Origin of the sequence: Streptomyces echinatus (genome assembly GCF_014203595.1) — a bacterium.
GTDB classification, from domain to species: domain Bacteria; phylum Actinomycetota; class Actinomycetes; order Streptomycetales; family Streptomycetaceae; genus Streptomyces; species Streptomyces echinatus.
Map to the genome: position 1 here is coordinate 120,829 of NZ_JACHJK010000017.1, position 23,687 is coordinate 144,515.

Below are 23,687 nucleotides of genomic sequence, written 5' to 3' on the forward strand. Positions count from 1 at the left end.
AGGCAGAGAGAGATGGTCTACAGCAAGCAAGAGACGGCGGGCGCTCCGACGTTGTGTCACGCGGCCAGGTAATGCGTGTTTCCCGGTTGCGTCGACGCTTGATGTGAGGCTGTTTCCCATGTTCGATCCGGTCATAGCGCCCAGCGGTACGCTGCTCGGGCTGCTCCAGCGCGGCCGTGGCGACGGCACGCTGCACGCGCTCACCGCCCCGCGCGCCGAAGCGCTCGCGGCCCTCAACCACTGTGTGCTGCGCGATCCCCGCCACGACTGGCAGGTGGAGAACCGCTCCCTGTACTACGCGCGGCTCTACCTCGACCTGAACGGCGAGCTGGACGCCGTCGAGGCGCACCTGTTCGCCGCCGAGGACGTCCTCGACACCGAGGAGTCCCGCACCGGCCTGGCCCTGGCGGTCCTCGGGCACCTCGCCTCCTACGGCAGGCGGGACGCCCTGGAACTGCTGCGCAGGTACGCCGCGCACGGTTCCAACTGGGCCTGGGCCCTGGACGAGCTGGCCCTGCGGGACGACGACGCGGGCCTGCGCGCCCTCGCCGCCCCCGTCCTGGCCCGTTTCACCACCGACGCCGAGGGCGAGGCCGAGCTGGCCGCCGCCGTGCGCGACGCCTTCGAGCCACGGCCCTGGCGGCTGTGGGCCGACGACCCGCGCCCGTCGGTCGCCACGCGGGTGCGTGCCGCCCAGGAGGCCGGCTGCTTCGACCGCTGGCAGCGGCAGATGCGTCCCACCGGGCCCCGCCCGGGCTGGAGCGTCCGCGCCGTCTTCGAGTGGGCCCAGCAGGGCATGGAGCGCGGTGCCGCCCTCCATGTGCCCGCCGCCCGCTGTCTGGCCGCCGTGGCCGGCCCCGAGGACCGGCCCGAGATCCTCCAGGCCGCCAGGACCGGCATCGACGGAGCCCGCTGCACCGCTCTGCGCTACCTCGCCGACAGCGACGACCCAGGCGCCCTCGACCTGATCGAGGCCGCGGTCGCCGACGGCACGACGGCCGTCGTGGAGGCGGCCGTCGACGCCTTCGAACGGATGCGCGGTGTCGCCGCCGTCGACCGCGCCCGCGGCTGGGCCCAGCGCCCCGACGTGCTCGGCGCCGCCGCCGGCCGCATGCTCGCCTGCCGGGGCGGCGCCCGGGACCGCGACCTCGTCCTCGCCGCCCTCCGCGAGGCCGTGCGCGGCGAGGGACCCGACGCGGCCACCCTGTGGACCCTGGTCGACGGGACCGGACGCCTCGGCATCGCCTGCGCGGCCCCCGTCCTGCGGCACGTCTACCGCGAGACGGCCTCCTCCCACCTCCGCGGCCGCGCCGCCCGCGCGCTGGCCGCCACCGACCCCTCCTTCGCCACCGGCTTCGCCGTCGAGTGCCTGTGGGACTGCGAGGAGACCACCCGCGAGATCGCCGCCCGGCACGCCGAGACCGGTGACACCCGGGTCGTGGAGCGCCTGCGCCGCCTGGCCGCCGACCCTGCCGAGGAGGACGAGGTGCAGACGGCGGTCCGCAGCCGCTTCGGACCCGACGCGACGCTCGGCTGAACCACGCACCGGCGCGGCCACGCACCGGCGCGGCCACGCACCGGCGCGGCCACCCACCGGCGGGGCCGCACACCCAGGGCCGCACACCGGCCGGGCCCTGAGCGGGCCGAGCCCGCGCCGGCCGGTCCGCACCCGCACATCCGGCCCGGGCGGACGACCGCCCGGGCGGTGAACACCGGGTGACTCGCAGGTCAGGCGGCCATGACGGCAGCCTGACCTGCTCGGGTGGGCAGCCATACGCTCATGGGACGTTCCCCGCGCGGAAAGATCGAAGTCGACGCGGGCACGTCCGGCGCGGCGACAACACCCGTATGCGTGTCGTCATCGTGACCGAATCCTTTCCCCCCGATGTGAACGGCGTGGCCCACTGCGCGCTCCAGACCGCCCGGCACCTCGTAGATCGCGGTCACCATCCGCTCGTCGTCGCCCCCGCTCCCGCTCCCGGCAGCCGCCCGGACACGGACGCCCCGTGCCCGGTCGTCCGGATCCCCTCCCTCCCGCTCCCCGGCTATCCCCAGGTCCGCGTCGCCCTGCCCAGCCGGCGCCTGGCCGCGGCCCTCGTCTCGCACCGCCCCGACGTGGTCCACCTGGCCAGCCCCTTCGTCCTCGGCGTCCGCGGCATGGCGGCCGCCGCCCGGCTCGGCACCCCCGCCGTCGCCGTCTACCAGACCGACCTGGCCGGATACGCGCGTACCTACATGGGCGCAGGAGAGGCCGCCGCCTGGCGGCGGATCCGCTCCGTGCACGCCGCCGCCGACCGCACCCTGGCCCCCTCCAGCGCCGCTCAGTCGGACCTGGAGGCGCACGGCGTACCGCGGGTGCGGTTGTGGCCGCGCGGCGTGGACACCGCACGTTTCCGGCCAGAACACCGCGACGAGGCGCTGCGCCGCGAACTCGCCCCGAACGGTGAACTGATCGTCGGCTACGTCGGCCGGCTCGCCCCCGAGAAACACGTCGGACTCCTCTCCGGAGTCTGCGGGCTGCCCGGCCTGCGGCTCGTGGTCGTGGGCGACGGTCCGAGCCAGGCGCACCTGACCGAGGCCCTGCCCGGCGCCACCTTCCTGGGCCGCCGCACCGGCGACGAGCTGGCCCGGATCTTCGCCTCGCTGGACCTGTTCGTCCACACCGGACCCTTCGAGACCTTCTGCCAGACCGTCCAGGAGGCCATGGCCAGCGGTGTCCCGGTGGTCGCGCCCGCCGCCGGCGGCCCGCTCGACCTGGTCGCCCACGGCCGCACCGGCCTGCTCGTCCCGCCGTGCGACGCCACCGCCGTCCAGGAGGCCGTCCGGGCCCTGGCCGCCGATCCCGCGCGGCGGGCCGCGTACGGCGCCGCCGCCCGCGCCATGGTCGAGGGCCGCACCTGGGCCGCGGTCGGGGACCAGCTGATCGCCCACTACGACGACGTTCTCGCGACCCGGAAGACGGCGGTGGCGGCATGACCGGAGCATCCCTGCGCATCGTCCGCCTCGCCAACTTCGTCGCCCCCGCCTCCGGCGGCCTGCGCACCGCCCTGCGCGAACTCGGCAGGGGCTTCCGCGCGGCCGGCCACGAACCCGTCCTGATAGTGCCGGGCGAACGGCACACCGACCACGACACCGAGCAGGGCCGCGTCATCACCCTGCCCGGCCCGCTGCTGCCCGGCACCGGCGGCTACCGCGTCCTCACCGACAAGCGGCGCGTGGCCGCCCTGCTGGAGGAGCTGGCCCCGGACCGCCTGGAGGTCTCCGACCGGACCACCCTGCGCTGGACCGGCCGCTGGGCCCGCCGCGCGCGCGTGCCCGCGATGATGGTCTCCCACGAGACCACCGACGGCGTGCTGCGCACCTGGGGACTGCCCGAGCAGCTCGCCCGGCGCGCCGCCGACTCCCTCAACACCCGCACCGCGCACGTCTACTCGCGCGTGGTGTGCACCACCGAGTTCGCCGAGCGCGAGTTCGTGCGCATCGGCGCGCGCAACGTCGTACGCGCCCCTCTCGGGGTCGACCTGATGGAACGCCACCCCGCTCTGCGCGACCCCGGCCTGCGTGCCCGCTACGCGCGCGCGGACGAGGAGCTGCTCGTGATGGCCTCCCGGCTGTCGGTCGAGAAGCGCCCCGGCACGGCCCTGGACGCCCTGGAGGCGCTGCTGCGCCGCCGACGGCGGGCGGTGCTCGTGGTCGCCGGGGACGGGCCGCTGCGGGCCCGGCTGGAGCAGCGGGCACGGGACCGCGGGCTCCCCGTGACCTTCCTGGGGCACGTCTCCGACCGGGCCGCCCTCGGCGCGCTGCAGGCGTCCGCCGACGTGTGCCTCGCGCCCGGCCCCGCCGAGACCTTCGGACTGGCCGCACTGGAGGCCATGGCGTGCGGCACGCCCGTGGTGGCGAGCGCCTCCTCGGCACTGACCGAGGTCATCGGGTCCGCCGGGGCCACCGCGAACGACACCGGAGAGGCGTTCGCGGACGCCGTGGAGCGGCTCCTGGACCGCGGTACGGCCGAGCGGCGGGATGCGGCACGCGCGCGTGCGGAGTGCTTCGGCTGGGGAGCCGCCGTGGAGGCGTTCCTGACGGCCCACGACGCCGAGGTCCTGCGCCGCGCCGGCGGCCGTCCCGCCGTGCCGGAGGCCGCGGCATGAGACCCGTCCGCTTCGTGTCCCTCGGGGACTCGCTGACCGAGGGCGTGGGCGACCCGGTCGGTGCGGGATGGCGGGGCTGGGCCGCGCTGCTGGCGTCCTCCCTCACCGAGGACGGCGAGCAGGTACGGTTCACCAACCTCGCGGTCAGCGGGGCACAGACCCGGGACGTGCTGGAACGGCAGACGCCGGCCGCCCTGGAGCTGCGCCCCGACCTGGTGTCCGTGGTCGTCGGGGTCAACGACACCCTGCGCCGCACCTTCGACATCCACGCCGTGGCCGCCCGCCTCGACCAGGTCTATGCGGCCTTCGCCCGCCAGGGCGCCACCCTGCTCACCGCCTGTCTGCCCGACCCCGGGGCGATGCTCGGGCTCCCGGACGCCCTGGCCCGTCCGCTGGCCCGCCGGCAGCGGGCGGTCAACGACGTCGTCCACGCGCTGTCCGACCGCCACGGCGCCGTCCACCTGCACGCGGCGGACGGGATCTGGGTCACCGACCGCACGCTGTGGAGCGCGGACCGGCTGCACCCGGGCGAGCGCGGTCACCGGCAGCTGGCCGCCCGCTGCCACGCGCTGCTCGTCGAAGCGGGCCGGGCGACCGGACAACCCCCCTCGCCCGAGCCGGAGTTCCCCGCACCGACCCGCACGGCGAGCCTGTGGTGGCTGGCCACGGCCGGGACCGGCTGGGTGGTGCGGCGCTGCAACGACCTGCTGCCGCAGCTGCTGCGCCTCGCCGCCGACGAGCTGCACCACCGCGCCCGCGGCATCGGCGCCCGCCTGGACCTGCGCGCGTCGGCGGACGTCTCCGCGGCCCTCGCGGCCCTGCCGACGGCCCCCGGAGCCGATGCCGGGGCACACCGGTGCCGCACCGGCGAGCGCGCGGCCGAACCGGAACGGACGGCCTTCGAAGCCGGGCCGGAACAGGCGGCCTCCGAAGCCGTGCCGGTGCAGCGGTGCCGGACCGGTGAGCAGGTGGCCGGGCCGGAGGAGGTGCTCGCGGCCGTGCCGGTGCGGCGGTGCCGCGCCGGCGGGAGCGCGGAGGCGCCGGAGCAGGACGCCGAGGCCGTCGGGGCTCAGCGCCGCCGCACCGGCACGAACCGGACCGGGGTGCCCGGCAGCGCCTGTGCGGCGGGCGGCAGGTCGCCGGCGCGGACCACTGCGATCACCGGGTAGCCGCCGGTGGTCGGATGGTCCGCCAGGAACACCACCGGGCGCCCGTCCGGCGGCACCTGCACGGCGCCGAGCACCATGCCCTCGCTGGGGAGTTCACCGGGCCGGGCCCGCTCCAGGGCGGGCCCCTCGGTGCGCAGGCCGATGCGGTTGCTCGCGGCGGAGACCCGGTACGCGCGCGTGCTGAGGTCCCGGACCGCCCGTGCCGTGAACCAGTCGGCGCGCGGCCCCAGGGTGACCCGGAGCACGAGTTCGGCGGGCGGACGCGGCTGCGGCACACCGTCCACGCGCGCGGGCGGCCCGGCCGGGGCGCCCAGCGGCAGCACCATGCCGTCCGCGAGCGGGGCCGGGCCCAGGCCGGACAGCAGGTCGGTGGCACGGCTGCCGAGGACCGGCTCGGCGGCGATGCCGCCGGAGACGGCCACATAGCCGCGCACACCGGCCGTGGCGGCGCCCACCTCCAGGAGCTCGCCCGCCGGTACCACGACCGGGGCGCCCCAGGCGGCCGGGCGTCCGCCGACCGTCACCGGACAGGGCGCACCGCCGACCGCGACGCGCACCATGGAACGAGGGCGCAGCGCACAGCCGTCGAGGGTGGTCTCCAGGACGGCGGCGTCCGGCGGATTGCCGACGAGCCGGTTCACCAGAGCGGCGGCGGACGGGTCGAGCGCTCCGGAGCGGGGCACACCGAGATGCGCGTAGCCCGGCCGTCCACGGTCCTGCACGGTGGTCAGGGCCCCGGCCCGCACCACGAGGAGCGCACGGTCGGTCACGCGCCCTCCACCGGTACGAACCGCACACGTGTCCCCGGCGCCAGCAGCGCGGCCGGCACGCGCGCGTGGTCCCAGAGGACCGCGTCCGTCGTGCCGATCAGCTGCCAGCCGCCCGGCGAGGAGCGCGGGTACACGCCCGTGTACGGCCCGGCCAGCGCCACGGCACCCGCGGGGACCGCCGTGCGCGGGGTGGCGCGGCGCGGGACGTCGTAGCGGTCCGGCAGCCCGGTGAGGTAGCCGAAGCCGGGGGCGAAGCCGCAGAAGGCCACCGTGAACTCGGTGCCGGCGTGGATGCGGACCGCCTCCCGCTCGGTCACCCCCCAGTGCGCGGCGACCGCCGCGAGGTCCGGGCCGTCGTAGCGCACGGGGAGTTCGATCAGCGCACGCGCGCGTGCGGTCGATTCCGGCACCTGAGCGGCGGTCAGTTCCGCCGCCCAGCGGGCCGGGTCGGCCAGGCCGTCGAGCAGCACCGTGCGGGCCGCCGGGACGATCTCACGGACGGCGAGCGCGCCCGCCGCGCGGCGGCGCAGCAGCTCCGCGTGCAGATCCCGCGCCTCCGCGCCGGAGGACACCTCGACGAGCAGCGCGTCGTCGCCGACGAGGAGCGCCCTCACGCGAACGCCTCCACCCGTACGCCCGCCGCCAGCAGCCGCTCGCGTACCCGGCGGGCCAGACCGACCGCGCCGGGCGTGTCGCCGTGCAGGCACAGCGACCGGGCGCGCACCCGGATCCGGGCGCCGGAGTGCGCGACGACCGCACCGGAGCGCGCGAGGCTCACCGAGCGTTCGACGACGGTGTCCGGGTCGGTCAGCACGGCGCCCTCGCGGCCGCGCGGCACCAGCGTGCCCTCGTCGGTGTACGCCCGGTCCGCGAAGGCCTCCGTGACGGCCGGCAGCCCCGCCTCCGCGGCCAGCTCCAGCAGCCGCGAACCGGGCAGGCCCAGCACCGGCAGCGAGCCGTCGGCCAGGCGTACGCCCTCGACGACCGCGCGGCCCTGCTCCGCGTCGTGCACCACCCGGTTGTAGAGCGCGCCGTGCGGCTTGACGTACGCCACGCGCGCCCCCGCCGCCCGTGCGAACACCTCCAGGGCGCCGATCTGGTAGGCCACTTCGGCCGCCAGTTCGGCGGGCGGTACGTCCATCGCGCGCCGTCCGAACCCGGCGAGGTCCCGGTAGGAGACCTGCGCGCCGATCGTCACTCCTCGCTCGGCCGCCAGCTCGCACACCCGGCGCATGGTGGCCGCGTCCCCGGCGTGGAAGCCGCAGGCCACGTTGGCGCTGCTGACGACGGACAGCAGCTGCTCGTCATCGGTCAGCCGCCAGCGGCCGAAGCCCTCGCCGAGGTCGGCGTTCAGATCGATCGCGGTCATGGTGTTCTCGTGTCTCCGGTTCTCGTGGGAATTCCGGGCGGGCCGGACTCAGCCGACGCCGGCCAGCCGGTACTGCTCGTCGCGGGCGTCGGTCAGGAACATCCGACCCGGTGCGTGCGTGATCGCGAACGGCGGCCGGGAGGCCGTCACGGCCGCCTGCGGAGTCACCCCGCAGGCCCAGAACACCGGGATGTCGCCGTCGGCGAGGGCGACCGGGTCCCCGAAGTCGGGCCGGTCCAGGTCCTCGATGCCGAGGGCCGCGGGGTCCCCGCAGTGCACCGGGCCGCCGTGCACGGCCGGCAGCAGACTGCTCTCCCGGATCGCGGCACCCAGATGCTCGGGCGGCACCGGACGCATGGACACGACCATCGGCCCGCGCAGCCGGCCCGCCTCCCGGCAGGCCCGGCCGGTCACGTACATCGGCACGTTCCGGCCCTGCTCGACATGCCGGATCGGCACGCCCGCCCGGGCCAGCGCCCACTCGAAGGTGAAGCTGCAGCCGAGCAGGAACGACACCAGGTCGTCTCGCCAGTACGCGCGCGCGTCCGTGGGTTCGTCCACCAGCTCGCCGTCCTGCCACACCCGGTAGCGCGGCAGGTCGGTGCGCAGGTCGGCGCCCTCGGCGAGGACGGTCCGCGGGGAGCCGGCGTCCGTGACGTCGAGCACGGGGCAGGGCTTGGGGTTGCGCTGGCAGAACAGCAGCATGTCGTAGGCCCAGTCGGCGGGCACCGCGATCAGGTTGGCCTGCGTGTGGCCCGCCGCGACCCCGGCGGTGGGTCCGGCCAGGCCCTCGCGGAAACGGGCCCGCGCGGCTTTCGGGCTCCACGCGTGCGCGTGGGCGTCGACGGTGAGGACGGGACGGTCGCCGCTACGGTTCACCCCGGTCACGCCAGCTCCTTCCCGCGCGTCTCCGGCAGTCCGAGCAGGGCGAGCGCGGCGAGGCCGTAGCCGATCGCGCCGAAGACCAGCGCGCCGCCGACGCCCCAGCTGTCCGCCAGGAAACCCACCAGGGTCGGGAACACCGCGCCCACCGCGCGGCCCGTGTTGTACGTGAACCCCTGCCCCGTGCCGCGCACCGCCGTCGGGTACAGCTCGCTCAGATAGGAGCCGAAGCCGCTGAAGATGGCCGACATGCAGAAGCCGAGCGGGAAACCGAGCACCAGCAGCAGGGTGTCGGCGCCCTGCGGGATGTGCGCGTACGTCAGGACGCACAGCGCCGACAGCAGCGCGAACAGCCAGATGTTGGCGCGCCGGCCGAGCCGGTCGGTCAGCTGGCCGCCGGTCAGGTAGCCGAGGAAGGCGCCGGAGATCAGGAAGGTCAGATAGCCGCCGGTGCCGACCACCGACAGACCGCGTTCGGACTTCAGGTACGTCGGCACCCAGGTCGCCAGCGTGTAGTAGCCGCCCTGTACACCCGTCGACAGCAGGCTCGCGAAGACCGTGGTGCGCAGCAGGCCCGGGGCGCCGTCCCGGGCCGGCCGGAAGATCGCCGCGAACGAGCCGCGCCGCGGGTCCTGTTCGCGGGCCGCCGCCGCGGTGGGGGCGTCGTGCACCCGGCGGCGCAGCCACACCACGAGCAGGGCCGGCAGCGCCCCGGTCCAGAACATCACCCGCCAGGCCAGGTCGTCGCCGGCGAAGGAGAAGACCAGCGTGTAGACGATCGCCGCCAGTCCCCAGCCGATCGCCCAGGAACTCTGGACCGCGCCGAGCGTACGGCCCCGGTGGCGCGCGCTCGCGTACTCGGCGACCAGGATCGCGCCGACCGCCCACTCGCCGCCGAAGCCGAGGCCCTGGAGGGCACGGAAGACCAGCAGGGTCTCGTAGGTGGGCGCGAAGCCGCAGGCGACGGTGAAGACGGCGTACGTGATCACCGTGATCATCAGGGCCCGGACCCGGCCGACCCGGTCCGCGAGCACGCCCGCCGCGGCGCCGCCGACCGCCGAGACCACCAGCGTGACGGTGGTGAACAGGCCCGTCTGTCCGCTGTTCAGGCCGAAGTACGCCGAGAGCGCCACCATGCTCAGCGGCAGTGTGAAGTAGTCGTAGGAATCCAGCGCATATCCGCCGAAAGCTCCGGCGAACGCGCGCCGCCCGCGAGGGCCGAGGGCGTGCAGCCAGCCGAACGCGCCGTCCTCGGCGGGCTGTTCGGCCGGCGCCGGCCGTACGCCGGCGGGTGCGGATCCGGGCGGTGGGGTCGTGCTCATGGGCACCTCGCAGAGGGGGACGGAGGGTGCGGGGAAGTGAGCCGTGCGGAGCACCGTAGAGGATCGTTCAACGATCCTTCAATACCCGCGTTGTCTCGTCCCGGTGTCTGCGATTGAATTCCGGGCATGGCAGAGCAGCTGACGGGACTGGCCGGCGACCGTGTCCTCCTGGGCCGGACGAGCACCGCGGAGCGGGTTTCGGACATCCTCAGGAGCCGCATCTCCGAGGGGTACTTCCCGCCCGGCACCCGGCTGTCGGAGGACAGCATCGGCGGGGCGCTCGGCGTCTCCCGCAACACCCTGCGCGAGGCGTTCCGGCTGCTCACCCATGAGCGCCTGCTGATCCACGAGCTCAACCGGGGCGTGTTCGTCCGGGTCCTGACCGTCGAGGACGTCGAGGACATCTACCGCACGCGCTCCCTCGTGGAGTGCGCCGTCGTCCGCGGCCTCGGCGAGCCGCCGTACCCGCTCCAGGGACTGGCCGCGGCCGTCGCCGAGGGCGAGCGGGCGGCCGTCGACAGTGACTGGAAAGCGCTGGGTACCGCCAACATCCACTTCCACCGGGAACTGGTCGCCCTCGCCGGCAGCGAGCGCACCGACGAGCTGATGCGCAGCGTCTTCGCCGAGCTGCGGCTCGCCTTCCACGTCGTGGACGACCCGCGCCGGCTGCACGAGCCCTACCTCACCCGCAACCGCGAGCTGCTGCACACGCTCCAGGCCGGCGACCGGCGGGGCGCGGAACGGCTGCTGGACACCTACCTCGCGGACTCGCTGGAGCGGGTGGTGGAGGTCTACCGGCGCCGGGTGGGCGAGGACGGCACCGGCGCGTCTTGAGCCTCTGTGACGGCCGTCGCTTCTGCGTCGTTTGGGTTGTTGTCAGACCGAGGACCTAATCTGTGCACCGTGACTTCGCCTGCATCGACGGACAGCGTTCCGCCCCAGCTCAGCGCGGGGCCGCGCCCGGCTCCGGGTCCGGCCGCCGACGAGGGGCTGGCGCGTCGGCTGCGCGCGCTCGCCTGCACCGCGCCGCTGCACGACCTGGACGCGCGCAAGGCCAACCTGGCCGGCGAGTACTCGGTGTACGGAATGGCCGAGGTGGCACTGTCCGCCATCGACCTGGTCACGCTGAACATGGACTTCGACACGGGCGCCGACCACGAGCAGATCGTGGCCCGGCTCGTCCCGCGCATCGCCGCCCAGGCCCCGCACCGGCCCGCCGCCGAACACGAGCGGGTGGCCCGCTGGGTCCTGGAGAACCTGATCAACGTCGGCAGCGTCGACCGCGGCTTCCGCGCCGTCTACGGCACCTTCGCGCCCGACGGCACCTACGTCCGCCGTGACTACGACTTCAAGCTCATCGAGGAGGTCCCCGGCCCCGGCGGCACGGTCTACCTCCGCACCACGGACGAAGCGGTCAACGTCCTGGTCGGCGCCCTCGACACCGACGTCACCAGCGCCCAGATCGCCGCCGAGGTCAAGCTGGAGGTGCTGATCAGCCGCGGCCGGCTCGCCGACGCCCAGCTCGCCGCCGAGCAGGCCCGCTACCGCACGGTCCAGTACTCCGAGACGCTCCGCCGGGCCCTGGACGCCACCCGGCGCAACGTCCGCGCGGTCGACTGGCTGAACGCCGTCCCCGACATGATCGCCGAGGCCCTGGACCACGTGGCCGAGCGCTACCGCCACGAGAACGCCATCCTCACCAACATCCGCAAGGCCCGCGACGAGACCGAGGACCCCGAGAACAAGCGCCGCGCCGCCGAGCTGGTCGACATCGTCAAGGACTGCATCCGGCGCCACACCCAGCTCCAGTCCCGCCTGCTGGAAGCGGGCCCGCTGTTCCGCGCCGAGCAGGACCGGCAGGCCTTCGCCACGCCCGCCACGACATCCGGCACCGACCTCTACGGCCATCTTGTCGCCCCCACCCTGCCGCTGCCCCTGGAGCAGGCGATCCGGGTCACGGACGCGTTCTTCGCGCACGGCACGGGACTGCGCACACCGGTGTCCGTCCGGGTCGCCGACCTCGTCGACATACTGCTGACGCCCCCCGTGGAACGGGAACACCTGGGCGCGGAGATGCCCGAACCCGACCTGATCGCGACACCGGACGACAGCCGGTTCAGCGAGGAACAGCTGGCCGCGGCGACCGACCTGCTGGACCTGCCGGCGGACGCGCCGCGGAGACTGTCGGGGCTGCTCGCCGAGGCCCGCCGGACCGGCGACCCCGACCTGGCCTACCTCGTCGCCCTCCTGGCGGTCCACGCGGCCAGCCCCGCCGTCGGCACCGCCTACCGGCAGGGCGAGCAGAAGCTGCTGTTCGCCGTGGACGACGGGACCGAACTGGACGATCCCGAGTTCGGCGGCGCGGACCTCATCGTGGGAACCGCGCTGCTGGACGCGGCGGGGATGGCCGCCGACCGGACGGAGGCCGCGTGATGGTCGCGCCGGTGGCCGGACGGCGGTCCGCCGCGGCCGGTCGCGCCCCGCGGCGAAGCCGCGGACCGATACGGCCCCGCGCCCTCCACGGGGCGCCTGTCCCCAGCCCTGTTCCCGAGACCGAGGAGTTGCAGTCGTGAGCGAGCCCGCCGAGTGGAGCGAGGCGGAGCCGTCCGCCCCGCCGGCGTCCCCCGCCGTCACCCCGGCCGACGCCGCTGACGCGGCGCGGCTCGTCGCCTTCGGACTGCAGCCCAAACTGGCGCCCGCGCGCGACCAGGAGTACACCGAGCTGCTGCGGCGCCACCGCGACGACCCGGCGTTCGCCCGGCTCGCCGACGCCGTCGCCGCCGGCCTCGGGCTCGTCGTGCTGGAGGTGTCCCCGCGCGCGGGGATGGCCGTGACCGCCGCCGAGGACTCCGTCTTCGCCGTCCGCATGGGCGACTACGCGCGTCGCACCGCCGCCGACTCCGGCGACCGCTTCCTGCACGGACTCGCCCATCTCGCCGCCGCCGCGCTGGCCTTCCCGCGCCCCGAGGACCTGGCCGACGACTCCTACATCGGACGCGTCACCGTCAACGGCGTCGACGCCTTCGTCCGGCAGGCCTGCCGCCGGCTGGAGGAGCGCGCCGCGGAGCAGGGCGAGAACACCGACCCGGCCACGGAGGCACCCGGTCTGGAGGCCGCCTGGCGGATCTGGGCCAGACGCAGCGCCACCGGCGCCACCAAGGACGCCCGCCGGCCGGCCGCCTCCACCACCGGCATCGTGGCGAAGGCCCTCGCCTTCCTCACCGACTCGGGCTTCCTGCAGCGCACCGGCGACGAAAGCGGCGGCACCTACCGCACCACCGCCCGCTACCAGCTCCAGGTCCGCGACATGGCCGGCAGCGCCGCCCTGGCCGAACTGCTGGAGCTGGGCGTCGTCCCGGTCACCGACGGTACGGCCACCCTGCTGCCCGCCGAGGACACCGACGACCTCGACCTGGTCGCCGACGCCGGTCTGCCGTTCCACTCCTGAACCACCGCACCTTTCACCAGACTTACGAGAGTCCGCCATGTACGAGCTGTCCCGGGTCCGCCTCTACTCCATCGGTCCCGCCGGTGCGCGCTACGCCGACACCGTGCTTGACCTGCGGGGTGTCGGCGAGCCCGTGCCCGACCCGGCGCCCACGCAGGCGGAGTTCTTCGAGGAGGAGCCGTCCGGCCCGCCGCGCCGGCCCGCCCCCGCGGGCGTGCTGTTCCTGGAGAACGGCGGAGGCAAGTCCGTCCTGCTCAAGCTGATCTTCTCGGTGATGCTGCCGGGCCACCGCAACACCCTCGGCGGCGCCAGCTCCGGTGTGCTGCGCAAGTTCCTGCTCGCCGACGACTGCGGCCACGTGGCCCTGGAGTGGCAGCACGTGCAGACCGGCGAGTGCGTGGTCGTCGGCAAGGTCAGCGAGTGGCGCGGACGGCAGGTCTCCAACGACCCGCGCAAGTTCGCCGAGGCCTGGTACTCCTTCCGGCCCGGCCCCGGCCTCAGCCTGGACAACCTCCCCGTCGCCGAGGCCACCGCCGTACGGCCGGCCGCCGAGGGCACGTCCGGCGCCCAGGGCCGCCGCCGCACCATGAAGGGCTTCCGCGACGCCCTGACCGAGGCCGGCAAGGCATACCCCCACCTGGAGGTGCACTGGGAGGAGATCCACGACCGGTGGATCGAGCACCTCGGCGACCTCGGCCTCGACCCCGAACTCTTCCGCTACCAGCGCGAGATGAACGCCGACGAGGGTGAGGCGGCCGGTCTCTTCGCGGTCAAGAAGGACTCCGACTTCACCGACCTGCTGCTGCGCGCCGTCACCGACACCCGCGACACCGACGGCCTCGCCGACCTCGTCGGCGGCTTCGGCAACAAGCTCGGCCGGCGCGCCGAGCTGATCGCCGAGCGCGACTTCACCGCCGGTTCCGTCGACCTGCTCGGACGGATCGTCGAGGCGGCCGGGACACGCGCGCGTGCGCGTGACGTCCACACGGGTGCCGAGCGCCGCACCCGCACGCTGGCCCGGCGGCTGTCCGCGCGGGCCGTGCGCGAACGCGTCCGGGCCGCCGACCTCGCCCAGCGGGTCACGGCCGCCGCCTACGCCGTCACCCATTCCGAGGGCGCCCGCGAGCGCAGCGCCCTCATCGCCGCCGAACTCGCCTTCCGGCACGCCTCCCTGGCCCTCGCCGCCGCCGAGAAGTCCGCCGCCGCGCAGAAGCGGGAGCTGGCCGACGCCCGCACCCTGCACTCCGCCTGGCAGGCCGCCGAGGCCGTGCTGCGGCACCGCGCCGCCGCCGACCGCGTCGCGCGCGTGTCCGCCGCCATCCAGGAGGCCGAGCGGGACGCGGCCCCCGCGCTCGCCGCCCGCGCCAAGGCCGCCGTGGACCTGGTACGCGCCCTGCACGCCGCCGCCGCGAACGCCGAGGCCCTCGCCAACGAGGAGGAGGAGCGGTCCGCCGCCCTCCAGGAGGTCAGCGACTCCGCCTACCGGGACTCCACCTCCGCCGCCACCGAGGCGCAGCGGGCCCGCAGCGAGGCCGGGCACCTGCGCCAGCGGCTCGCCGAGGTCGAGCAGGAGACCGCCGAGGCGGTCCGCGCGGGCTGGCTGGACGACAGCGCCCCGGACGCCGACCCGGCGCGGGCCGCGCTCGCCGCCAGCGACGCCGAGAAGACCGCCGTGGCCGCCTGGGACGCGGCCCGCGAGGCCGCCCGCAAGGCCACCGAGCACGCGCGCGAGGCCGCCTCCGCCGAGTCCCGCGCCGAGCTGACGGCGGCCCGCGCGGCCGACGCGGCGACCGCGGCCGAGCGGGCGCACGAGGCCGAGCGGCGCCTCGCCGAGTCGCTGGCCGCCGAGGAGCGGCTGGCGGAGCTGCTGAGCCTGCCCGGCACACCCGGCGCGGCGCGCGTCCCCGGACCCCGCTCGGGAGCGGACGACGGCACCCCGGCCCCCGAGGAGCGCCCCCGGACCGCCGGTGAGGGCGCGTTCGGACCCGAGGAACTCGACCGCTTCGCCGACGAGTTGCGCGAACTCCTCGACGACGCCGTGTCGAGCGCCGAACGGCACCTTTTCGACCTGCGTACGGCCGCCGCCGACGACGCCCGGATCCTCGGCGCCCTCGGTGACGGCGGACTGCTGCCGCCCGGCCCGGACGTGGTGGCCACCGTCGAGTTCCTCGGCGAGCACGGCATCCCGGCCCTCCCCGGCTGGCGCTACCTCGCGCAGGCCGTCGACCCGGCCGACCACGCGCGCGTGCTCGCCGCCCGCCCCGAACTGGTCGACGGTGTGATCATCACCGACCCGGACACGCACGCGCGTGCCCGCGAGGCGCTCGGCGACGCCGCCCTGCTGCCCCGCTCGGCGGTCGCCGTCGGCACCGCCGCCGCGCTGCTCGCCCCGCCCCCCGCCGCCGGAGCCACCCCCGGTGACGTGTTCCTCGTACCGCCGAACCCGGCCATGCACGACGAGCACGCCGCCGACGAGGAACGGCAGGCCCTGCGCGCGCGGGCCACCGAGCGCGACGAGGAGATCCGCTTTCTCGCCGCCCGCCTCGGCAAGGACCGCGAACTGGCCGCGCGGGTCGCCTCCTGGCGCACCGGCTGCCCCGCCGGGCACCTCGTCGGGCTGGCCCGGGCCGCCGAGGAGGCCCGCGCCTTCGCCGAGGAGGCCGAGGCCGAACTCGCCGAGGCACGGACCGTGCGCGCGGAGGCCGACGAGACCGCGGCCGAGGCCACGCAGGTCCGCGACGAACGGCAGGAGACCGCGCAGAAGGCCCGGCGTGCCGCCGACGCCCTCGCCGGCCTCGCCTTCCGGCTCCGCGAGCGCGCCGGCTGGCAGGCGAAACTGCGCGAACTGGCCGACGACGCCACCGAGTCCGAGGCCCGCGCCCAGACCTGCCTGGAGCGCGCCCGCGCCGCCGACGAGGACCGCCGTGCCACCCAGCGCGCCGCCGACGACGCCCGCCGCACCGCGCGCGCCCTGCGTGCCGAGCGCTCCGAGATCGCCGGTGCCCCCGACGACGTACCCGTCGACGAAGTGGACGCCCCGCAGGCCTCGCTGCCCGCCCTCCGCGAGGCCTACCGGGCCGCGTCCCAGCTGTACGAGAAGGTCGGCGTCGGCGCCGACCTGCGCGCCGAGCAGGCCCGCGCGGAGAGCGACGAGAGCGCCGCCCGCGCCGAACTGGACCGGCTCAGCAACAAGGTCCGTACCCGCGCCGAGCAGCTGCTCCAGTCACCCGACGGCTCCGACGGGCCCTCCCGGCAGGCCGCCGCCGCGCGCGCGGAGGAGCTGGTGCAGCTCCTGGAGACCCGTATGTCGACCGCCAGCGAGCAGCTCGGCCGGCTGCGCGGCGAGGCGGAACGGCACGCGCCGGAGGACGGCGGGGCGCACACCGAGCTGCCCGGGCAACTCGTCCCGCGCGACGCCGAACACGCCCAGGCGCTGCTGCGCACCGCCACGGCCGAACTCGCCGCCCGCACCGAGGCGCTGGCGGAGGCCCGCGGGGCGCACGCGGAGCTGCTGGACGCCCACCGCGCCGCCGAGGACGCGGCCGGCGGCTTCGACGAGATCGCCGCGATGCTCCGCGACCTGCTGCGCGAGCACACCCCCGAGGAGGAGCAGGAAGAACCCGAGGCGTACCCGGGCAGCCTGGAGGAGGCCCGGCACTCCGCGGCCGAGGCGCGCCGCTCGCTGCGTGGCTGTGCCGCCGATCTGTCCGCCGCCGAGGCGGCCGTGCGCGAGGCGAGCGACGTCCTCGTCCGGCACGCCAACTCCACGCGCTACGAGCAGGTCCGCACCCCCGCCCGGCAGCAGATCCGCGAACTGCCCGCCGCCGCGCTGCCCGAGCACGCCCAGAAGTGGGCGGACGCGTTCGCCCCCCGGCTGCGTGTCCTGACGGACGAGCTGGCCCAGCTGGAGCGCAACCGCGACTCGATCGTGGACCGGCTGCGCGGCCTCGTGGAGTCGTCCCTGGCGACCCTGAGATCCGCCCAGCGGCTGTCCCGGCTGCCGGAGGGGCTCGGCGAGTGGTCCGGGCAGGAGTTCCTGCGCATCCGTTTCGAGGAGCCCGACCAGGCCACGCTCACCGAACGGCTCGGCGAGGTCGTCGACGACGCCACGCGCGCGGCCGTGAAGAAGAACTCCGACCTGCGCCGCGACGGCATGTCCCTGCTGCTGCGCGGCGTCGCCGCGGCACTGCAGCCGAAGGGCGTGGCCGTCGAGATCCTCAAGCCCGACGCCGTGCTGCGCGCCGAACGCGTTCCCGTCGGCCAGATGGGCGACGTGTTCTCGGGCGGCCAGCTGCTCACCGCCGCCATCGCCCTGTACTGCACGATGGCCGCGCTGCGGTCGAACGACCGGGGGCGGGACAAGCACCGGCACGCCGGCACGCTGTTCCTGGACAACCCGATCGGCCGCGCCAACGCCACGTACCTGCTGGAGCTCCAGCGGGCCGTGTCCGACGCGCTGGGCGTCCAGCTGCTGTACACCACCGGCCTGTTCGACACCACCGCCCTGGCCGAGTTCCCGCTGGTCATCCGGCTGCGCAACGACGCCGACCTCAGGGCGGGCCTTAAGTACATCAGCGTGGAGGAGCACCTCCGGCCCGGTCTGCCCCAGCAGCCCCGGGCCGGAGAGGCGGTCCACAGCGAGATCACGGCGACACGGATGTTCAAGAAGCCGGCACCGAACGCCCCCTAGGGGCGCGGGGAACTGCGCGACCGACCACATCGGACCCGCAGCCGCCCCACGTCCTCGGGCGGCCGGGCTATGACGCGTCGGCCTTCAGGAGGTCCGCGCACTTCTCCCCGATCATCATCGTCGTGACGCACGGGTTGACGGCGATCAGGTCGGGCATCACCGAGCCGTCCGCGACGCGCAGCCCCTCGACCCCCTTGACCCGCAGCCGCGCGTCGAGCGGGGCCGCGGGGTCGTCGTCGGCGCCCATCCTCACCGTGCAGGAGGGGTGGTAGACGGTGTTGTGCGTCTTGCGGATGTAGTCGAGGAGTTCGTCGTCCGTCCGCACGTCCGGACCCGGCGCGAGTTCCGCGCCCGCCCAGCCGCTCAACGCCGGCTGTGCGGCGATGCGCCGGGCCAGCTTCAGCCCGTACGTCATCACCCGCACGTCGTGCTCGTCCGTGAAGTAGCGGGGGTCCACCCGGGGCTTGTCCCGGTAGTCCCGGGTGCGCAGCCGCACCGTGCCGCGCGACCTCGCCTTCGTCACGTTGGGCGTGAGGCAGAAGGCGTTCTCCGAGGTCGGGTAGCCCCAGCGCGCGGTGTTCATGTCGAACGGCACGGATCCGTAGTGGAACATCAGGTCGGGCCGGTCCAGGCCGGGCTCGGTGTCGTAGAAGATGCCCGCCTCCCACCACTGGCTGGAGGTGGCGGGCATGGGCTGTCGGGCCTCCCACATGATCACGCCCTCGGGGTGGTCCTGGAGGTTCTCGCCGACGCCGGGGGAGTCCGCCACCACCTCGACACCGGTCTCGCGCAGATGCCCGGCCGGACCGATACCGGACAGCATCAGCAGCTTCGGTGAGTCGATCGAGCCGCACGAGACGATCACCTCGCGCCGCGCCCGTACCGTGCGCGTGTGCACCAGATCGGGGTCCAGGTACTCGGCGCCCACGCACCGGCGCCCCTCCAGCACCAGCCGCTTGGCCCGTACCCCGGTCCGGACGTCGAGGTTCGGGCGCTTGCCCAGCACGGGGTGCAGATAGGCCACGGAGGAGGACTGACGGATGTTGTTCTCGTCGGAGTTGATCTGGAACCAGCCCGCCCCGCGCACCACCGTCTTCCCGGTGTTGAACGGGACCGTCGGTATGCCGGCCTGGGCACACGCCTCCAGCAGGGCGGCGCCGCACGGGTCCCCGCCCTTCAGCGTGCGCAGCCGCACCGGGCCGGTGCGGCCGTGGTGGTCGCCGGGCGCGTCGTTGTTCTCCAGCCGCCGGTACAGCGGGAACAGGTCGGCCGCGCTCCAGCCCGTGCATCCCCGGGCCGCCCAGTCGTCCAGGTCCTCCGCGGGCGCCCAGAAGGCGATGCAGGAGTTGTGCGAGGAACAGCCGCCCAGCACCTTCGCGCGCGCGTGCCGCATGAAGCTGTTGCCGTGGGCCTGCGGCTCGACCGGGTAGTCCCAGTCGTAGCCGGACTCCAGCAGCCCCATCCAGCGCTCCAGCCGGAGGACGTCGTCGTCGCCGACGTCGCTGGGGCCCGCCTCCAGCACGCACACCGTCACCGAGGGGTCCTCGGAGAGCCGGGCGGCCACGACGTTGCCCGCGGTGCCGCCGCCGACCACGACGTAGTCGAACTCATCGATGCTCATGTGACCTCCTGGCCAGTCGGAATCAGGCGTGATCAGGCGTGATCAGGTGCGATCGGGCGTGATCGGGCGAAATCAGGCGGGGTCAGTCGGACGCCGGGGCGGCGAGGGGAGCGTCCGGGGCGGCGGGCGCGGCCTCCAGGCGGTGCTCGGCGAGCACGCCGGTGCGGTGCCGCTGGACGAACCAGTAGTAGGCGAAGCCCCCGCCCGCGATCACCGCGACGAAGAGGACCGCACCCCAGCGCAGGTACCAGTGGTACGGCGCGGCCGCGTTGTAGACCGAGGCGCGCGGCCAGATCAGGTTGACCGTCATGGCCGCGCCCCAGACCACGGCGACGATGTTGACGAGCAGCCCCCAGCGGCCCAGCGAGAACCGGCCGTCGCCGGCCGGCTGCCACCTTCCGCGCAGCCGGGCCACCAGCATCGGCGCGGTCACACCCAGATAGGCGAGGTAGATCATGATGATGCCGATACTGGTGACGACCGTGAAGATCTGTGGCTGACGGATGTTGACCACGAGGATCGCCAGCGCCAGCACGCCGATGATCACGGCCGGCAGCACCGGGGTCTGGAACCGGGGACTGACCCGGGCCATCAGCGAGGACGCGGGCAGGTTGTTGTCCCGGGCCATCGCGAACGCCAGCCGGATGGCGGCGGTGTGCACGGCGAGCGCGCAGACCGTGACCGCGATCAGCACGCACCACAGCATCGCCTTGCCGGCCGTCGGTCCGAGCACGTCGAGCACGATGTACTGCAGGCCGTCCGTGGACAGCTTGTCGCCCTTGAGGCTGGAGACGCTCATCAGGGCCAGCAGGAGCACCAGGCCGCCCAGGACGAACGAGGCGACGATGGCGCGGATGATCGCGCGCGGGGCGTTCCGGGACGGGTCCAGGGACTCCTCACCGAGCGAGGCGGCGGTGTCGAAGCCGTACATGACGTACGCGGACGCCAGCGAGGCCACCAGGAAGGCGCCCAGGTAGCCCGTTGAGTAACCCGATCCCGTGTGGTTCGTCTGCATGACGACCTGAGGACCACGGGTGATGTGGACGGCGAACAGGATGATCAACACAACGGTCGCGATCAACTCGATGAACACGCCCGCCGTGTTGATCGTGGCCATCAGCTTGACGCCGAACGCATTGACCAGCGTCGTGAAGAGAATCAACACGGTTGCCAGGACGACCGCGTTGGTCGCCACGTCGTACGTGCCCGTGCCGTCCCCCACGAACTGGAACACGGACGAGATCTGCGGCAACGTCAGCTGATAGGCCAGGGCGACCGCCGCGATGGACACGATGGACGCGATCAGCATCATCCACCCGGCGAGCCAGCCGAGATGCGGACTGCCGATCTTCTTCGACCAGTTGTAGACCGAGCCGGCCACCGGATAGCGGGCGGCCAGTTCGGCGAAGCACAGGGCCACCATGAACTGGCCGGCGAACACCATCGGCCACGACCACCAGTAGGCCGGACCGCCGCTGCCGTATCCGAAGTAGAACAGCTGGAAGGTACCGGTCAGGATCGAGATGTAGCTGATCCCGGCGGCGAAGGTGTGGAAGTTGCCCAGAGTGCGCTTGAGCTCGGGCCTGTAGCCGAACTCGGCGAGTTCGGTGTCGTCGTGGTGGTGGGGGCCTGGTGATTGCTCGGTGGTCGTCATGAGCGGACTCCTCTGGCTGTCAGTCGAACCAGCCCTGGGGTGCCGGCGCGGTGTTGCGCCAGATGTGTTTCGTCTCGCGGTACTCGGCGAGCCCCGCCGGTCCGAGTTCACGCCCGAACCCGGACTGCTTGTAACCACCCCACTCGGCCTGCGGCACGTACGGGTGGTAGTCGTTGATCCAGACCGTGCCGAGCCGCAGCCGGCCCGCGACCCGCGCGGCCCTGGCCTCGTCGCCGGTCCACACGGCGCCCGCGAGGCCGTAGACCGAGTCGTTGGCGAGCCGGACGGCCTCCTCCTCGGTGGTGAACCGCTCGACCGTCAGCACCGGCCCGAAGGACTCCTCACGGACCACCGACATGCCGCTGGTGCACTCGTCCAGGACGGTCGGCAGATAGTAGAAGCCCTCGTCGTAGCCGGGGCCGGAGGGCCGCTCGCCGCCGCACCGCAGGACCGCGCCCTCGGCGAGCCCCCGTGCCACGTACGCCTCGACCTTCGCGCGGTGCGCCGCCGAGATCAGGGGTCCGGTCCGCGCCCGCTCGTCGAACGGCCCGCCCGGCCGGATCCGCCGCGCCCGCCGCACCACCTCGTCCACGAACCGGTCGTGCAGCGCGTCCTCGACCAGCAGCCGGGCCCCGGCCGAGCAGACCTGCCCGGAGTGCAGGAACACGGCCGTCAGCGCCATGTCGACGGCCGCCTCGAAGCCGGCGTCGGCGAAGACGACGTTGGGGTTCTTGCCGCCGAGTTCGAGCGCGACCTTCTTCACCGTGCCGGCCGCCACCGCCATCAGCCGGCGGCCGGTCTCCAGCCCGCCGGTGAACGAGACCAGGTCGACGTCCGGATGTCCGGCGAGCGGGGCGCCCGCCTCCGGACCGGCCCCCAGCACCAGGTTCGCCACCCCGGGCGGCAGCCCCGCCTCGGCCAGCAGACGCACCAGGTGGACGGCCGTGTGCGGGGTCAGCTCGCTGGGCTTGAGCACGAAGGTGTTGCCGGCCGCGAGCGCGGGGGCGACCTTCCACGCCGTCTGCAGCAGCGGGTAGTTCCACGGGGTGATCAGGGCGCAGACGCCGACCGGTTCGTGCACCACCCGGCTGTCGACGTCCGCCCGCCCGGTGTCGATCACACGTCCCGGTTCGCTCGCGACCAGCCGCCCGAAGTAGCGGAAACAGTTGACGACATCGTCAATGTCGTACGCGCTCTCCACCAGCCGCTTGCCCGTGTCCAGGGACTCGGCTCGGGCCAGGGCGTCCTTGTCCCGGGCCAGCAGACCGGCGACCCGCAGGAGCAGATCGCCGCGCTCGGCGGCCGGCGTGTGCGGCCAGGCCCCGGTGTCGAAGGCGCGCCGGGCCGCCGCGACGGCCTCCGCGGTGTCCTTTCCGCCGGCCTCGTCCACGACCGCGACCAGGGAACCGTCGGCGGGACACCGGATCTCCCGGGTGCGCCCGTCCAGGGCGCCCCGCCACGCGCCGTCGATGAAGAGATCAGGCATGGGTCTCTCCCAGCCCGGCCAGCAGCCACTCGTGGAAGATGCCGATGTGGTGCTCGTTCGGGACCAGCACCCCGCCCCCGCGGTACGCGCGCGAGGCCATCGCCGGCTGGGTGCGCTCGCAGGCCTCGAAGTCCTGGACGTTGACGCGGTGGAACAGCTCCACGGACTTGGACACGTCCGCGCCCGAGGCCACCACCTCCGGCGCGTACAGCCAGTCGCACTCCACCACCGTGCGGTCCTCGGCCAGCGGGAACATGCGGTGCAGGATGACGTGGTCGGGAACGAGGTTGACGAACACGGTCGGCTTGATCGTGATCGCGTAGTAGCGGCGGTCCTGGTCGGCGGTCACCTCGGGGAGCCTGCCGAAGCCCGCGCTGCCGTCCACGGTGAAGCCCCTGATCCCCTCGCCGAACTCGGCGCCGTGGCCGACGTAGTACTGGGCCGCGTAGCCGTCGGCGAACTCCGGGAGCACCTCGGTGAGCTCGGGGTGGATCGTCGCGCAGTGGTAGCACTCCATGAAGTTCTCGACGATCAGCTTCCAGTTGGCCTTCACGTCGTAGGTGACGCGCTTGCCGAGGGCCAGCCGCTCGGTGCCGTAGTGCTCGATCGCGGCGGCGTCGCCGAGCCGCTCCACGGCCGCGTGCATCACCGTGTCCTCGAAGGAGGGCGGTTCGTCGGCGAGGCACACCCAGGCATAGCCCAGCCACTCGCGCAGGGCCACCTTGATCAACCCGTACGCGACTCGATCAACGTCGGGCATCTTGATCAAGTTGGGCGCGGCGATCAACGTGCCGTCGAGGTCGTACGTCCACGCGTGGTACGGGCACTGCAGGCTGCGCCGCACCTCGCCGGACTCCTCCGTGCACAGCCGCGCGCCGCGGTGCCGGCACACGTTGAGGAAGGCGCGCAGCTCGCCGGTGCGGGTCCGGGTGACGACGATGTTCTCGCGCCCCACCTGGACCGTGCGGAAGGCGCCCGGCCTGTCCAGGTCGGCGCTGCGCACCGCGCAGAACCACAGGGACTCGAAGAGGTTCTCCTGCTCCTGGCGGAAGACGTCCGGGTCGGTGTAGTAGTGGCCCGGAAGTGTCGCGATGAGGCTGGGAGAGATCTGACTCGGGGGCACAGGAC

At 74.3% G+C, this 23,687-nt stretch carries 16 protein-coding genes and 1 pseudogene; 8 read left to right on the top strand and 9 right to left on the bottom strand.

Annotated elements, in window-relative coordinates; translation table 11 throughout:
* Positions 1-118: 118 nt before the first annotated feature.
* The 4 genes and pseudogenes from FHS34_RS35345 to FHS34_RS35360 form a co-directional block, all read left to right on the top strand.
* Complete coding sequence (locus FHS34_RS35345) at positions 119-1,537, top strand: HEAT repeat domain-containing protein (RefSeq protein ID WP_184973224.1); 1,419 nt, start codon at positions 119-121, stop codon at positions 1,535-1,537.
* A 311-nt stretch (positions 1,538-1,848) separates the two neighbouring features.
* The gene (locus FHS34_RS35350; RefSeq protein WP_184973226.1) at positions 1,849-2,976 is read left to right on the top strand and encodes a glycosyltransferase family 4 protein; all 1,128 of its coding nucleotides are present in this window, start codon (positions 1,849-1,851) and stop codon (positions 2,974-2,976) included.
* Positions 2,973-4,148, top strand: coding sequence for a glycosyltransferase (locus FHS34_RS35355; protein ID WP_184973228.1), 1,176 nt, complete (start codon positions 2,973-2,975; stop codon positions 4,146-4,148). The genes FHS34_RS35350 and FHS34_RS35355 overlap by 4 nt, the downstream gene beginning before the upstream one ends.
* A pseudogene (locus tag FHS34_RS35360) lies at positions 4,145-4,978 on the top strand (SGNH/GDSL hydrolase family protein); the annotation flags it as partial. The gene FHS34_RS35355 and the pseudogene FHS34_RS35360, both read left to right, overlap by 4 nt.
* A 239-nt stretch (positions 4,979-5,217) precedes the next feature.
* Here the strand turns inward: FHS34_RS35360 and FHS34_RS35365 are convergent.
* From FHS34_RS35365 to FHS34_RS35385, 5 genes are read right to left on the bottom strand one after another with little or no spacing between them, the layout of a single operon-like run.
* Positions 5,218-6,087 carry a 5-oxoprolinase subunit C family protein gene (locus tag FHS34_RS35365; RefSeq protein WP_184973230.1) on the bottom strand — a complete coding sequence of 290 codons (870 nt, stop codon included), beginning with the start codon at positions 6,085-6,087 and terminating at the stop codon, positions 5,218-5,220.
* A complete protein-coding gene (locus FHS34_RS35370) occupies positions 6,084-6,701 on the bottom strand; it encodes a 5-oxoprolinase subunit B family protein (RefSeq protein WP_184973232.1) in 618 nt (205 codons plus the stop codon). The genes FHS34_RS35365 and FHS34_RS35370 overlap by 4 nt, the downstream gene beginning before the upstream one ends.
* On the bottom strand, positions 6,698-7,456 hold the full coding sequence (locus FHS34_RS35375; protein WP_184973234.1) for a LamB/YcsF family protein: 759 nt from the start codon (positions 7,454-7,456) through the stop codon (positions 6,698-6,700). Before FHS34_RS35375 ends, FHS34_RS35370 begins: the two co-directional genes overlap by 4 nt.
* A 48-nt stretch (positions 7,457-7,504) precedes the next feature.
* Positions 7,505-8,335, bottom strand: coding sequence for a putative hydro-lyase (locus FHS34_RS35380; RefSeq protein WP_184973314.1), 831 nt, complete (start codon positions 8,333-8,335; stop codon positions 7,505-7,507).
* 5 nt (positions 8,336-8,340) lie between these two features.
* A complete protein-coding gene (locus FHS34_RS35385; RefSeq protein WP_184973236.1) occupies positions 8,341-9,660 on the bottom strand; it encodes an MFS transporter in 1,320 nt (439 codons plus the stop codon).
* 126 nt (positions 9,661-9,786) lie between these two features.
* Here FHS34_RS35385 and FHS34_RS35390 point away from each other — a divergent pair, with 126 nt between their 5' ends.
* The 4 genes from FHS34_RS35390 (at position 9,787) to FHS34_RS35405 (ending at position 17,798) form a co-directional block, all read left to right on the top strand.
* A complete protein-coding gene (locus FHS34_RS35390) occupies positions 9,787-10,494 on the top strand; it encodes a GntR family transcriptional regulator (protein WP_184973239.1) in 708 nt (235 codons plus the stop codon).
* Positions 10,495-10,563: 69 nt separating this feature from the next.
* Complete coding sequence (locus FHS34_RS35395) at positions 10,564-12,093, top strand: hypothetical protein (RefSeq protein WP_184973241.1); 1,530 nt, start codon at positions 10,564-10,566, stop codon at positions 12,091-12,093.
* Positions 12,094-12,229: 136 nt separating this feature from the next.
* Positions 12,230-13,108, top strand: a complete 879-nt coding sequence (locus FHS34_RS35400; protein ID WP_184973243.1) for a hypothetical protein — start codon at positions 12,230-12,232, stop codon at positions 13,106-13,108.
* Positions 13,109-13,145: 37 nt separating this feature from the next.
* Positions 13,146-17,798, top strand: coding sequence for a hypothetical protein (locus FHS34_RS35405; RefSeq protein WP_184973245.1), 4,653 nt, complete (start codon positions 13,146-13,148; stop codon positions 17,796-17,798).
* A gap of 67 nt (positions 17,799-17,865) precedes the next feature.
* On the opposite strand, the gene FHS34_RS35410 is transcribed toward FHS34_RS35405, so the two are convergent.
* The 4 genes from FHS34_RS35410 to FHS34_RS35425 form a co-directional block, all read right to left on the bottom strand.
* Positions 17,866-19,419 carry a GMC family oxidoreductase gene (locus FHS34_RS35410; RefSeq protein WP_184973247.1) on the bottom strand — a complete coding sequence of 518 codons (1,554 nt, stop codon included), beginning with the start codon at positions 19,417-19,419 and terminating at the stop codon, positions 17,866-17,868.
* Positions 19,420-19,501: 82 nt separating this feature from the next.
* A complete protein-coding gene (locus FHS34_RS35415) occupies positions 19,502-21,073 on the bottom strand; it encodes an APC family permease (protein WP_184973249.1) in 1,572 nt (523 codons plus the stop codon).
* A gap of 19 nt (positions 21,074-21,092) precedes the next feature.
* A complete protein-coding gene (locus FHS34_RS35420) occupies positions 21,093-22,559 on the bottom strand; it encodes an aldehyde dehydrogenase family protein (protein WP_184973252.1) in 1,467 nt (488 codons plus the stop codon).
* The gene (locus tag FHS34_RS35425) at positions 22,552-23,682 is read right to left on the bottom strand and encodes an aromatic ring-hydroxylating oxygenase subunit alpha (protein WP_184973254.1); all 1,131 of its coding nucleotides are present in this window, start codon (positions 23,680-23,682) and stop codon (positions 22,552-22,554) included. Before FHS34_RS35425 ends, FHS34_RS35420 begins: the two co-directional genes overlap by 8 nt.
* Between the last annotated feature and the right edge of the window lie 5 nt (positions 23,683-23,687).

Coding starts and splice junctions, on each gene's coding strand:
- FHS34_RS35405 (WP_184973245.1), top strand. CDS start 13,146: ATGTACGAGCTGTCCCGGGTCCGCCTCTACTCCATCGGTCCCGCCGGT.
- FHS34_RS35415 (WP_184973249.1), bottom strand. CDS start 21,073: ATGACGACCACCGAGCAATCACCAGGCCCCCACCACCACGACGACACC.
- FHS34_RS35410 (WP_184973247.1), bottom strand. CDS start 19,419: ATGAGCATCGATGAGTTCGACTACGTCGTGGTCGGCGGCGGCACCGCG.
- FHS34_RS35375 (WP_184973234.1), bottom strand. CDS start 7,456: ATGACCGCGATCGATCTGAACGCCGACCTCGGCGAGGGCTTCGGCCGC.
- FHS34_RS35385 (WP_184973236.1), bottom strand. CDS start 9,660: ATGAGCACGACCCCACCGCCCGGATCCGCACCCGCCGGCGTACGGCCG.
- FHS34_RS35350 (WP_184973226.1), top strand. CDS start 1,849: ATGCGTGTCGTCATCGTGACCGAATCCTTTCCCCCCGATGTGAACGGC.
- FHS34_RS35355 (WP_184973228.1), top strand. CDS start 2,973: ATGACCGGAGCATCCCTGCGCATCGTCCGCCTCGCCAACTTCGTCGCC.
- FHS34_RS35420 (WP_184973252.1), bottom strand. CDS start 22,559: ATGCCTGATCTCTTCATCGACGGCGCGTGGCGGGGCGCCCTGGACGGG.
- FHS34_RS35345 (WP_184973224.1), top strand. CDS start 119: ATGTTCGATCCGGTCATAGCGCCCAGCGGTACGCTGCTCGGGCTGCTC.
- FHS34_RS35390 (WP_184973239.1), top strand. CDS start 9,787: ATGGCAGAGCAGCTGACGGGACTGGCCGGCGACCGTGTCCTCCTGGGC.